Origin of the sequence: Halorubrum californiense DSM 19288 (genome assembly GCF_000336875.1) — an archaeon.
Lineage (GTDB): Archaea > Halobacteriota > Halobacteria > Halobacteriales > Haloferacaceae > Halorubrum > Halorubrum californiense.
This window is the reverse complement of the sequence record NZ_AOJK01000036.1, coordinates 143,025-155,569: the sequence shown is the minus strand read 5'-3', so window position 1 is coordinate 155,569 and position 12,545 is coordinate 143,025. Positions and strand designations below refer to the sequence as shown.

Annotated in this window: 12 protein-coding genes; 8 read left to right on the top strand and 4 right to left on the bottom strand. The window is 70.6% G+C overall.

Features of this window, described 5'->3' with window-relative positions:
* Positions 1-2: 2 nt before the first annotated feature.
* Together moaC and C463_RS07450 are read right to left on the bottom strand one after the other, a co-directional pair.
* Entirely contained in the window at positions 3-539 is a 537-nt protein-coding gene (gene moaC / locus C463_RS07455) for a cyclic pyranopterin monophosphate synthase MoaC (protein ID WP_008442474.1), read from the bottom strand.
* Positions 532-2,010 carry a bifunctional ADP-dependent NAD(P)H-hydrate dehydratase/NAD(P)H-hydrate epimerase gene (locus C463_RS07450; protein WP_008442472.1) on the bottom strand — a complete coding sequence of 493 codons (1,479 nt, stop codon included), beginning with the start codon at positions 2,008-2,010 and terminating at the stop codon, positions 532-534. Before C463_RS07450 ends, moaC begins: the two co-directional genes overlap by 8 nt.
* A 257-nt stretch (positions 2,011-2,267) precedes the next feature.
* On the opposite strand from C463_RS07450, the gene C463_RS07445 reads away from it, so the two are divergent.
* From C463_RS07445 to C463_RS07435, 3 genes are all read left to right on the top strand, one after another.
* Complete coding sequence (locus C463_RS07445) at positions 2,268-3,332, top strand: glycosyltransferase (RefSeq protein WP_008442470.1); 1,065 nt, start codon at positions 2,268-2,270, stop codon at positions 3,330-3,332.
* On the top strand, positions 3,333-5,045 hold the full coding sequence (locus C463_RS07440; protein ID WP_008442469.1) for a DUF2070 family protein: 1,713 nt from the start codon (positions 3,333-3,335) through the stop codon (positions 5,043-5,045).
* Between the two features lie 76 nt (positions 5,046-5,121).
* On the top strand, positions 5,122-5,580 hold the full coding sequence (locus C463_RS07435) for a hypothetical protein (RefSeq protein WP_008442468.1): 459 nt from the start codon (positions 5,122-5,124) through the stop codon (positions 5,578-5,580).
* Between the two features lie 46 nt (positions 5,581-5,626).
* On the opposite strand, the gene C463_RS07430 is transcribed toward C463_RS07435, so the two are convergent.
* The gene (locus C463_RS07430) at positions 5,627-6,640 is read right to left on the bottom strand and encodes a lysylphosphatidylglycerol synthase transmembrane domain-containing protein (protein ID WP_008442466.1); all 1,014 of its coding nucleotides are present in this window, start codon (positions 6,638-6,640) and stop codon (positions 5,627-5,629) included.
* Positions 6,641-6,823: 183 nt separating this feature from the next.
* Here C463_RS07430 and C463_RS07425 point away from each other — a divergent pair, with 183 nt between their 5' ends.
* From C463_RS07425 to C463_RS07405, 5 genes are all read left to right on the top strand, one after another.
* Positions 6,824-7,693, top strand: a complete 870-nt coding sequence (locus C463_RS07425; protein ID WP_008442464.1) for a hypothetical protein — start codon at positions 6,824-6,826, stop codon at positions 7,691-7,693.
* Positions 7,694-7,754: 61 nt separating this feature from the next.
* Positions 7,755-8,789, top strand: coding sequence for a glycosyltransferase family 4 protein (locus C463_RS07420; protein ID WP_008442463.1), 1,035 nt, complete (start codon positions 7,755-7,757; stop codon positions 8,787-8,789).
* An 88-nt stretch (positions 8,790-8,877) separates the two neighbouring features.
* The gene (proC, locus tag C463_RS07415; protein ID WP_080510791.1) at positions 8,878-9,654 is read left to right on the top strand and encodes a pyrroline-5-carboxylate reductase; all 777 of its coding nucleotides are present in this window, start codon (positions 8,878-8,880) and stop codon (positions 9,652-9,654) included.
* Positions 9,647-10,522, top strand: coding sequence for a glutamate 5-kinase (gene proB / locus C463_RS07410; protein ID WP_008442459.1), 876 nt, complete (start codon positions 9,647-9,649; stop codon positions 10,520-10,522). Before proC ends, proB begins: the two co-directional genes overlap by 8 nt.
* Entirely contained in the window at positions 10,515-11,861 is a 1,347-nt protein-coding gene (locus C463_RS07405; RefSeq protein ID WP_008442458.1) for a glutamate-5-semialdehyde dehydrogenase, read from the top strand. The genes proB and C463_RS07405 overlap by 8 nt, the downstream gene beginning before the upstream one ends.
* 27 nt (positions 11,862-11,888) lie before the next feature.
* On the opposite strand, the gene C463_RS07400 is transcribed toward C463_RS07405, so the two are convergent.
* Positions 11,889-12,542: a potassium channel family protein gene (locus C463_RS07400; RefSeq protein ID WP_008442457.1), complete on the bottom strand. Its 654-nt coding sequence runs from the start codon at positions 12,540-12,542 to the stop codon at positions 11,889-11,891.
* Between the last annotated feature and the right edge of the window lie 3 nt (positions 12,543-12,545).

Sequence of the window (12,545 nt, the reverse complement as noted above, 5' to 3'; positions counted from 1 at the left end):
GGCTAAGCGTCGACGCGCTCCTTCCGCTTTTCGACCACTTCCACGTCCGCGATCCGCGTGTCCGGATACCCGCCGTCGGCGTCCTTCTCGGCCGCCTTCACCATGTCCCAGACGGTGTTGAGGCCGGTCGTGACGCCCTCCAGCGCTTCCATCTCGCAGCCCGTCTTCCCGGTGGTCTCGACCGCGACCGTCAGTTCGATCCGGTCGTCGCCGACCGCGAACTCGGTGTCCACGTTCGTGATCGGGATCTGGTGGCACATCGGGATCGTCTCCCACGTGTGTTTGACGGCCTGAACGGCACCGATCCGGGCGGTCGCGAGCACGTCGCCCTTCTCGACCGCGTCGGCCTCGACCGCGGCGACCGTCTCCGGCGTCAGCCGGATCTCGCCGCGAGCGACCGCTCGCCGGCTGCTGTCGGGCTTCGCGCCGACATCGACCATCTGGACGTCGCCGGAGTCGTCGGTGTGGGTCAGCGCGTCCGTCCCCGCGGAATCCGCGCTCGGTCCGGCGCCCCCGCCGTTTTCCTCCTCCTCACTCATTACGCATCGCCTCCGGCAGCCGGTCGGGTAAGTCCGTCGCCACCAGTCCGCTGCCGTTCGCCTCGGCGGCCGCGTCGCCCGCGCGCCCGACGACGTACGCGCCGACTGCGGCCGCGCGGAACGGTTCGGTCACGGCCGCCAGTGCGCCGACCGTCCCCGCCAGCACGTCGCCGGTCCCGCCGACGGTCATCCCGGGGTTCCCGGTGCGGTTCAGCCGGACGTCGTCGCCGTCGGCGATCACGTCGACCGCGCCCTTCACGAGCAGCGTGTGGCCCACCTCGGCCGCGAACTCGCGGACCAGTTGGGTGCGTTCGGTGGGATCAGACGCCGTCTCGCCGCCCATGCCGACGAGTTCACCCTGATGCGGCGTACAGATCAGGTCGGCGTCCGTGTCGACGTCGGGGACGATTCGGAGCGCGTCCGCGTCGACGACCGCACGGCCCGCGTAGGCCGTCAGGAACCCGCGGACGAACGCCTCGGTCCCGTCGCCGCCCCCGAAGCCCGGCCCGAGGACGACGGTGTCGACCCCGGCCGCGAGCGACGCGACCCGGTCGACGTGGGCGGGCCCGACGCGGTCGCCCGGCAGCGCGCGGACGATGAGGTTCGGGGAGAACCCCTGAACCTCGCTCGCGACGGACTCGGGACAGGCCACCCGGACGAGGTCGGCGCCAGCGCGGAGCGCGGCGAGCGCCGACAGCGTCGGCGCGCCGGTGTACGGCCCCCCGCCGACGATCAGCACCTCGCCGTTGTCGCCCTTGTGCGAGTCCGGGTCGCGGTCCAGTCCGAGCAGGTCGCCCGGCCCGGTGAACCGCTCCGCGGCGGCGGGTATCCCGATGTCGGCGACCGTGACCTCGGCGTCGAGCGAGGCCAGCCCGGGCTTCTCGTCGTGGAACGTCACCACGCGGTCGGCGTTCACGGCGACCGCCTCTCCGCCGTCGGCGGTCGACTCCGACCCCCCCGTCGGCTCGCCCGTGTCGGCGTCGATTCCGGAGGGAACGTCGACCGCGACCACCGGCGCGTCGCTCGCGTTGATCGCCGCCGCGGCGGTCCGCTCCGGTTCGCGGAGGCCGCCCGAGACGCCCGAGCCAAGCATCGCGTCGACGATCACGTCCGGATCGTCGCCGTCGGGACGGGTGAGGTCGAAATCGCGGGAGTCCGTGACGGTCTCGGCCGGTATCTCGGCTGCTTCGAGGGCCTCCCAGTTCTCTCGCGCGATGTCCGTCCGGATCGTCTCCGGGCGGCCGAGGAGGGCGACCGCGACGTCGTACTCGTCGAGGAACCTGGCCGCGACGAGGGCGTCGCCGCCGTTGTTCCCGCGGCCGCAGACGAGCGGGACGGTCGCGCCGGGCTCTGCGACGGCCCGCACCTCGCGGGCGATCGCATTGCCGGACGACTCCATCAGCTGTTTCCGGGGCACGCCGAGCGCGGCCGCGTTGGCGTCGACGGCCGCCATGCGGTCGGTCGTGATCATGCCCGTCGATTCGGGGGCCGACGGATTAAGCGCGCGGGGTCGGCGCGCTCCGCCCGCTGCCGGCCCCGGAGCGCCGTCTCCGGAAATGAAAATGTTGAAGCGGTCAGGTGATGAACTCGGCGAACAACCGTGGTACTCGCAGTAGCCGTCGGCGCGGACGACGACCCGAGCCCCGCTCCGGCCGGCGCAGTCCCCGCCGACAGCCCCCTCTGCGCCGGCTCCGGCCGCCGGCACCCCCCCGACCGACAGACGCGACCATGAACATCGGCTTCTTCACCGACAGCTACTTCCCCGGCATCGACGGCGTCACCTACACCATTCAGGCGTGGCGCGACCGCCTCGAGTCCCGGGGCCACGACGTGTACGTCGTGTATCCGGAGAGCAGCCACGAGCCGGACGAGCGGGAGATACCGGTCCCGTCGCTGCCGAACCCCTTCTACCGACAGTACCGCCTCCCGACCTACCGCCGCCTGTCGACGCTCCCAGACCTCGACATCGTCCACTGTCACGGCCCGGCATCGACCGGCCTGATGGGGCTCCGGTACGCGAAGCGGTACGGCGCGAGATCGGTGTACACCCACCACACCCCCGTCGAGGACTACTTCGTTCAGGGGCTCAAGTCGGAGCGCCTCGCGTCGCTGGCCGGACGGGCGTACGTCGGCTACGAGAACCGCCTCCTGAAGGCGTTCGACTGCGTCACGGCCTCGACCTCGCGGATCCGTCGCGACGTGGAGCCGTACCAGCTTCCCGTCGGGATCGAGATGGACCGGTTCCGCCCGCGCGAGGGCGCCCGGGTGGCCGCGCTCGCGACCGACGGCGGCCCGACCGCGCCCGACGCGTCGGTGGTCGGGTACAGCGGCCGGATGACCCACAAGAAGAACGTCGACGAGATCCTGCGGCTCGCCGAGCGGCTCCCCGAGGTCCGGTTCGAACTGGTCGGCGAAGGTCCCGTCCGCGCGGAGTTGGAGGCCGATGCGCCCGAGAACGTCCGGTTCCACGACTTCCTCCCGCGGGAGGAACTCCCCGGCTTCTACGCCGCGCTCGACGTCTTCGTCACGGCGTCGACCTGCGACACGCTCGGCCTCTCGACGCTGGAGGCGAACGCCTGCGGCACCCCGGTCGCCGCCGCGGGCGTAGCGCCGTTCGACGAGACGATCGGTCCCGAGAACGGCGCCCGCTTCGCGTTCGGCGACCTCGACGACATGGAGCGCGCGGTCCGCGACTGCCTCGACGGCGACAGGGACACCCGCTCCGCGGTCAAGCGGTTCTCGGTGGAACAGACGATAGACGAGCTCGAGTCGATATACGGGGTGACCGCGTAGATGGGCGCGGACAACGTCGACGCATTCCAGCGATTCGTGTTCTCGGTGCCTCGGCTCCGGATTCAGGCGGCCGCGCTCGTCCTACTCAGCGCCGTATACGGGAGCGCGACGGTCGCGGCGCTGACGCTCTTCACGCCGTTGGCTCCGGACCCGTCTCGCATCGTCCCCGTCGCCGTCCTCATCTTCTTCGTCCCGTTCGTCGTCGCCGCGGAGCTGTTCCCACGCGTCCTCGACGGCTACCCCCGGTCGTGGAGCTACTTCCTCGCGCTCACCGCACAGTTCGTCCTGTTCGTGTACGCACTGGTGCTCTCCGGGGCGGATAACGTCGGGAACGCGTGGAGTATCATCTGGCTGAGCTTCATCACGCTGTACCTGATCAACATCCTCGTGCTGGTCGTCTCGACGGGGATCGACCGCTCCGACCGCATTCTCCTCGCGTCGCTCGCCGAACCGGCCCTGCTCATCGCGGCCTTCTACGCGCTCGGCGGCAGCGACTTCGGCTTCTCGACGTACCGCCACGTGTTCGCGTTCGCCTCGCTGCTCATCGCGGCGGGCTTCCTCGTCTTGGTCCTCGTCGTCGTCGACTACCTGATCAGGAGCAACACCGACGTCTCCGCGTTCGCGCTCACTTCCGGGCTGCTCCGGAACGACCGGGAGTCGCTCGACCTCGGCGTCGAGGCCCGCCCGTCCGTGGAGACGTTCGCGGTCGACAACGGGGACCGCCTCACGGTCGCGGCGCCGTGGGTCCACCCCGGTCCGCTCGGCGGGTTCGGCGGCGGCCAGCTGAGCGGGAACCTGATCGACGCGCTCAACGGCGACGGCGGGGGCACCGCGGACGGCGGAGTCGAGACCCCCGCGGACGGCTCGACTGGGTTCTTCTTCCACGTCCCGTGTACCCACAAGGAGGACCTCTCGAACCCGGCGGACGCGGAGCGGATCCTCGACGCGGTCGCGGCGCCGGACCTGACCGACCGCGCCTCCCGGCTCGTCACGGAGTCCTACGGCGAGCGGGAGGGGTACGCGGACGTCAGATTCCACGGCCGCCGGATCGGCGACAAGGAAGTGATCGTCCTCCACGGAGAGGGGATCGACGACTACGACACCGGCGTGTTCATGCGCGACGTCGACCACGACGAGGTGCTGCTGATCGACCAGCACAGGCACGACATCCAGAACGGGCCGGACGTCGAGATACAGTACGGCTCCGCCGAGGCCGACCGCCTGAAGCGCGCGTTCGACGACTTCCGCGACCGGCTCGCCGACGCGCCCCTCGTCGACGACTACGCCGCCGGGTTCGAGGTGTCGCGGACCGGACAGGACGCGCTCGCGATGGTCGAGTCCGTCGACGGGCAGGAGGTCCTCTGGATCGGCGTCGACACGAACGGGCTCACCCCGGACGTGCGGGCGACCGCGGACGCGTACCGCGACGAGTTCGACGCGGTGATCCCCTTCTCGACCGACACGCACGCGTCGATCCACGAGCTTGCGAACATGCGCGAGTCCGACACCGACGCCATCGAGCGCGCGGTCGACCGCGCCGTCGACGATGTCGCGCCCGCAACGGTCGGGTTCGAGAGCCGCCGCACCGAGCCGGTGAAGCTCTTGAAGAACGACTACAACGGGCTCGTGTTCAGCGTCAACATCCTCATCCGCCTGACGCTCATCTCACTCGTGACGCTGTACGCGCTGCTCATACTCTGGCTGTTCTTCTGAGGGTCCGCCGCCGCGCGTGACTGCGATCTCTCGGCGTCGCCAGAGCGCTTTTTGCCTCCCGCCGCAAGCGCGAACCGTGCCTTCGAACGCCCTCGTCGGCACGGGCCGGACCGCCACCCGCGCGCTCGGCGCGGTCGCCGTCGCCTCCGTCGCCGCGTCGGCCCTGATCGCGCTCCCAGTCGAGCCGATACGGACCGCCGGGCGGTACCCGCTCTGGGCGGCTCTCGTCGGCGTCGCGGTCGTCGCGGCCGGGTACGCCGGCCGTCACCGGAGCGGCCTCCTCGCCGGCTGGGGATCGGTGTTCCTCGCGAGCCTCTGGATCTTCGTCGTCCCGCCGCTCGCGGCGCTCGCCCACGGCGATACGCTCGGCGACGGCGGGCACGCGGTGCCGCGTCCGTCGGCGGTCGCTCTGGACCCCCGCGCGGAACTGCTGGCTGGACTCAAACTCGGCCCGGTCGTCGCGCTCGCCCTCGCGCTCACGCTCGGGAGCGCGGCGTTCGCGCTGGGCGCGCTGCTGCGTCGTCGCTCGGTGTAAACCGAACGCCCGTGAGCCCCACGCCCTACTCGAACCGGAGAAACCACTACTCGAACGCCTCCACGCCCAGCGCGGAGGCGGACGCGCCGCCGATCACCATCGGGAGCCAGTAGACCGCGCCGCGGAAGACAAGGACTGCGGCGGTGATCGCAGAGGCGGCGACGCCGGTCGTGGGGACGAGCAGGCCGACGAGCGCGGCCTCGATACCCCCGAGTCCGCCGGGGAGCGGCGTCGCGCCCGCCACGTACGACAGCGGGACGACGAAGACGGGGATCAGCGGCGATATCGGGTGACCGATCGCGGCGAACGCGACCGTGAGCGCGGCCGCCTGAAAGAGCCAGCCGAGGAGCGAGAGCGCGACGATCCCGAGGAGCCGCGGGCGGTCGGTGCCGACGCGCTCGATGTCGGCGAAGAAGTTCCCCAGCCGGTCGGCGAGCCCGGCCTCGATCGTCTCGGCGTCGAACCGGTCGAACCGGCCGAGGAACGGGCCGATCGCGCCCGGGACGCGGTCGACGACGGCGACGCGGTAGCGCCAGACGAAGGCGATCGCAGAGACGATGGCGGCGATCAGCGCGACCGCGCTCGCGACGGCGAACCCGACGCGGTCGCCGACCGCGGTGGTGGCCGCGTACGACCCCACGCCGAGGAACACGAGCGACACCGAGGGGACGACGTTGAGCACGTCGACGCTCGCGATGCCCACGAGCCCCGTCTCGTACCGCGCCTCGCCCACCTTCGAGATGAGCGCCGCGGCGACCGGCTCGCCGCCCGCCTGTCCGAACGGGGTGACGTTGTTCGCGAAGGCGGCGCCGCTGTACACGAGGAACGCGGTCCAGACCGACATCTCGACGTCGAGCGCGCCCAACACGGCGCGGAGCATGAGGCTCCACGCCGTGAGCCAGCAGAGGCCGAGCCCGGCGGCCGCCGCGACGAGCGTCGGATCGGCGCGGGCGAGCGCGTCGACGACGCGGTCGACCCCGACGACGACGAACAGCACCGCGAGGAGGAGGACCGCGCCGCCCGCCCCGAGGATCAGCGCGCGCCGTTGTGGGCCTTCCATAGACGGGGTGGGTCGGTAGCGAACTTGAAACGTCTGCTTCGCGGCCGCCGCGGGGCCGGATTTTCGCCTCTCCCTGAGGTTCTCCTCCCCTCGCGGGCCCGCGGTTCGCGTCGAGCCGCGGGGCGCGCCGCCCGGTAGCAAGAATGAGAATACATACGTACCGCCGGGCCGACGACCCACCCAATGGAAGACCAGCGGTTCCTCGAGTCGGAGTGGGATTACTGTCTGGTGCTCGACGCGTGCCGGTACGACGTGTTCGCGGACGTGTACGACGAGTACCTCGACGGGACGCTCGAAAAGCGCGAGAGCGTCGGCTCGTCGACGCCGGAGTGGGCCTACCGCACGTTCACCGGCGACCACGACATCGCGTACTTCTCCGGGAACCCGTTCATCAACGACCTCGGGATCCCGCTGAACGAGCTGAAGTGGGGCGCCAGCTGCGACTACGAGTGGACGGCCTCGGAGCACATCAGCGACATCCACGACGTCTGGAAGACTGACTGGGACGACGACCTCGGGACGGTCCCGCCGGAAGGGCTCGCGGACGCGTTCCACCGCAATCAGGACGCCGTCGAGCGCGCCGACCGGACCGTCCTCCACTACATGCAGCCGCACGCCCCCTACCTCTCCCGCGGGAAGGGACAGAAGCTCAAGCAGATACAGAAGGGGATCAGAGAGCAGGGAGAGGAAGAGGCGGCCGACGGTGCCGGCGACGACGACGGCGGGCTGCTCTCCTCGCTCAGCGACACCGTCCGGCCGAAGATCGAGAGCCGGCTGGACGACAGCGAGTTCGCGCAGAAGGCCGGCCTGTGGCTCGAACTCGACCCGAAGGACCTCGTGAAAGACGGCACCCGCGTCACGGCCCTGAGCATGTACGAGGAGAACCTCCGGATCGCCTTGGAGAGCGTGTCGGAACTCGTCGAGGAACTCGACGGCGACGTGGTCGTCACCGCGGACCACGGCGAGGCGTTCGGCGAGGAGGGAGTCTGGGAGCACCACATCGAGACGTACATCCCCGCGCTGATGGAGGTCCCGTGGCTGGAAGTCGAGTGATCGGCCGGAACGGCGCCGAAGGCACCGACGCAGCGCGGCGGCCGCGAGCGGTCCTCCACCGATGAAGGTCAGCCACTACTTCGAGTTCGAGGAGCACGTCACCGGTGGCATGGCGGCGTCCGTCGACCACCAGCGGAAGATGTTCGATCTGGCGGGGATCGAGTACACCACGGAGCCGACGCTGGACGCCGACGTTCTCCACCTCAATCTGATGGGGCCGCGCTCGGTCTGGTACGCGCGCCGCGCTCGGAAGGCGGGCATCCCAGTCGTCGCGCACACGCACGTCACCGCCGAGGACTTCGGCGACAGCTTCCGATTTACGAACGCGCTCGCGCGCCCCCTCAAGCCGTACCTCCGGCGCGCGTACGGGCTCGCCGACCGGCTCGTCTGCCCCTCGGAGTACAACCGCGACGTGATCCGCGGATACACCGACGTGCCGACGACGGTCGTCTCGAACGGCGTCGACCGCGAGAAGCTCGACGGGTTCGAGTCGCTGGAGGGGGAGTACCGCGAGCGCTACGACCTCGACCCGCCGACGGTGTTCATGGTCGGCCACGTGATCAAGCGGAAGGGGCTGGAGACGTTCGTCGAGACGGCCCACCGCATGCCAGACGTCGACTTCGCGTGGTTCGGCCACGTCGACCGGTCGCTGAAGGGCCGCGAGACGAAGCGACTCATCGACGAGGCGCCGTCGAACTGTACGTTCACGGGGTTCGTCGACGACATCCGGGGCGCGTACGCCGCGGGCGACGTGTTCTGTTTCCCGACCCACGAGGAGAACGAGGGGATCGCGCTGCTGGAGGCGATGGCGGCCGGGAAACCCCTCGTCGTGCGCGACATCGAGACGTTCTCGTGGCTGGAAGCCGGCGAGGAGTGCCTGAAGGTGGACAGCGAGGGCGGCGGAGACGGCGCCGCGAGCGCGGGCGTCACCGACGCCCCCGGCGACAACGTCGAGGGGTTCGTCGACGCGATAGACGAGCTTCGCGACGCCGACCGCCGGGCGGAACTCGGCGCGACCGCCGCCGCACGCAGCGAGGCGTTCGCGCTCGACGCGATCGCCGACCGGTACCGCTCGCTGTACGCGGAGCTGCTGTAGGCGGCGCCGAGCGGCCGACTGGCCGCCGGTCTCGGAAAATTGCGAAAACCGCAGTTGGTATGCCCCCCGACCGCCTCCGTAGAGGCAAATGACTCGAGTGAGCGTTATCGGCTGCGGGAACATGGGGGGCGCCCTGCTGCGGGGCCTCGCCCGCGCGGAGGGGTACCACCTCACGGCGATCGACCTCGACCCCGAGGCGCTCGCCGCGATCGAAGACGCCGTCGACGAGACGACCGACGACGTGTCGGCGGCGCGCGACGCCGACATCGTCGTCCTCGCGGTGAAGCCCGACGTGGCGCCGGCCGTCCTCGACGACCTGGAACTCCGCGCTGACCAGCATATCGTGACGCTGGCCGCGGGGCTCCCCCGCGAGTTCGTCGCCGAGCGCACGGAGGCGCCCGTCGTCCGGATCATGCCCAACCTCGCGGCGGAGACTGGGGACATGGCCGCGGCGGCGACGAACGAGGGCCTCACCGACGAGGTCCGCGCCATGCTCGACGCGGTCGGCGAGTTCGTCGAGGTCGACGAGTCGCTGATGCACGTCTCGACGGCGGTCAACGGCAGCGGACCCGCCTTCACCTTCTACCTGATCGACGCGATGAAGCAGGGCGGGATCGACAGCGGGCTCGACCCCGAGCAGGCGGAGACGCTGGCCGCGCAGACGTTCAAGGGCGCCGCGGAGACGGTGTTGCGCGACGACCGCAGCGTCGACGAACTTATCGACGCGGTCTGCTCGCCCAACGGGACGACGATAGAGGGGATGGACGTGCTGTGGGACAGCGACGCCGACGCGGCGGTCGAGGACGCCGTCGCGGCCGCAGAGCGCCGGTCCCGCGAACTCGCCGCGGAGTTCGACGATGCCTGAAGACGCGGGCGTCGAGCGGGTCGGCGCGACCGACGGCGAGCGGGTCGAGGCGGCCCGACGGGAGGCGGCCGCGGCCGACCGCGTGATCGTCAAGGCGGGAACGAACTCCCTGACCGACGAGGACTCCCGGCTCGACCGCGTGAAGCTCGACAAGCTCGTCGCCGACGTGATGGACCTCCGCGAGCGCGGCACGGAGATCGTGCTGGTGTCGTCGGGGGCCGTCGGCGCCGGGACGGGCCGGCTCGACGAGGGGCCGGAGTCGCGCGACGGCGTCGACTCCATCGCGGAGAGCCAAGCGCTCTCGACGGTGGGGCAGGGGCTGCTGATGCGTCACTACACGCAGAGCTTCGAGCGGTTCGACCAGGACGTGGCGCAGATACTCGTGACCGGGACCGACCTCGACGCGCCCGAGCGCTTCGACAACTTCACCAACACCGTCGAGACGCTGCTGTCGTGGGGGGTCGTTCCGGTCGTCAACGAGAACGACGCGGTGGCGACCGACGAGCTACGGATCGGCGACAACGACATGCTGTCGGCGTCGATCGCGATCGGGCTCGACGCCGACCTCCTCGTGACGCTCACCGACGTCGACGGCGTCTACACCGGGAACCCGAAGCGCGACGACGGCGCGGAGCTGATCGAGGCGGTCGACGACGGTTACGAGCGGCTCCGCGAGATCGTCGGCGACGGCACCGAGACGGACTTCGGCGGCATCCGGACGAAGGTTGAGGGCGCCCACGACGTGAGCCGTAACGGAATCCCGGCGATCATCGCGGGATCGGCCGAACGCGACGTGTTAGCGCAGATCGCAGCGGGTAAGCCGACGGGCACGCTATTCGTGCCGAAGACGGGTGACGAACATGAGTGAGAGCCACACCACGGACGTGGAAGGGAGCACCGACGAACTGGCACGCCGGGCCGAGCGAGCGGCCCTGCGGCTCGCGAACGCCGACGAGGCGACGCGGAACGAGGCGCTTCGGTCGATCGCCGACGAGATCCGCGAGCGGGAGGCCGAGATCTTGGCGGCGAACGCCGTCGACGTCGAGGAGGCCGAGGCGATGCTCGCGGACGGCGAGTACACGCAGGCCCTCGTCGACCGCCTGAAGCTCGACGCGACGAAGGTCGAGGAGATAGCGTCGATGGTCGAGTCCGTCGCAGAGCAGGACGACCCGCTCGGCGAGACGCTGTCGGCGCGCGAGCTCGACGAGGACTTGGAGCTGTACCGGGTCGCCGTCCCGATCGGCGTCGTCGCGACGGTGTTCGAGTCGCGCCCCGACGCCTTGGTCCAGATCGCGGCGCTCGCGCTGAAGTCCGGCAACGCCGTCGTCCTCAAGGGCGGCAGCGAAGCCAGCGAGTCGAACCGGGTCCTCCACGAGGCGATCGTCGAGGCGACCGCGGACCTGCCGGACGGGTGGGCGGCGCTCATCGAGGCCCACGAAGAGGTCGACCGGCTCCTCGAACTCGACGACCGCGTCGACCTCGTGATGCCGCGCGGCTCCTCGGAGTTCGTCTCCTATATTCAGGAGACCACGCAGATCCCCGTGCTGGGCCACACGGAGGGGATCTGCCACGTCTACGTCGACGAGGCGGCCGACTTGGAGATGGCCGAGGAGGTCGCCTTCGACGCGAAGGTCCAGTACCCGGCGGTGTGCAACGCCGTCGAGACGCTGCTCGTCCACGAGTCCGTCGCGGACGACTTCCTCCCCGGCCTCGTCGCGCGCTACGAGGAAGCGGGCGTCGAACTGCGCGGGGACGAGCGGACCCGGGAGGTCGTCGACGTCGACCCCGCGACCGACGACGACTGGGACACCGAGTACGGCGACCTCGAACTGTCGATCAGGGTCGTCGACGACACCTACGCCGCGGTCGAACACGTCAACCACCACGGCTCGAAACACACCGAGTCGATCCTCACCGAGGACGCGGAGACTGCGGAGGCGTTCATGACGGGCGTCGACGCCGCGAGCGTCTTCCACAACGCCTCCACGCGGTTCGCGGACGGCTACCGCTACGGGCTCGGCGCGGAGGTCGGCATCTCGACCGGGAAGATCCACGCCCGCGGCCCGGTCGGACTGGAGGGCCTCACCACGTACAAGTACTACCTCGAGGGCGACGGCCACCTCGTCGCCAGCTACAGCGGCGAGGACGCCGTTCCCTTCACCCACCGCGAACTCGACGGCGCCGAGTGGACGCCCGGCCGGAGGTAGGCGACCGCGACCGCCTCCGGGCTCTCTTCACCCTTGAAGGAGGTTCAGCACCTCGTCGGCGACGTCCGGCTCGACGGCGACGACGTAGCGCTTCCCCGGCGTGAGCGTCGTGTCGGAGCCGGCGACCCGGTGCGCGTCTGCGGCTGAGACGACCACCGCCCCGGTCGGGAACCGCACCGTCGAGAGCGACTTGCCGGCGGCCGGCGCGCCCTCCGCGACGCGGACGAGCATGATGTCGAGGTTCCCGGTCACGTCCGCCAGCGTTTGGACGTCGTCGCCGACAACCTCGTTCGCCGCCACGCGGGCGCCGGCTCGCTCCGGGAACAACACCGCGTCGACGAACCGCGTGTACGCCTCGCCGGCTTCGCGGTCGATGCGAGCGACCGTCCGGATCTCGGGGGACAGCTCCGCGGCGGCCAGACAGACGGCGAGGTTCAGCCCCGTCTCTCCGGTGAGCGCCGCGACGGCGTCCGCCCGCTCGATGCCCGCCTGCTCGATGATGTCGGGGTTCGTCGCGTCGCCGCGGATCACCGTCGCGACGTACTCGTCGGCGATCTCGGAGACGACGCGCTCGTCGCGTTCGACGATCGTCACCTCGTGGCCGCGGTCCGCGAGGATCTCAGCCGTTTGGAAGCCGACGCGCCCGCCGCCCGCGATCACAATGTCGAGTGAGCCTGTCATGAG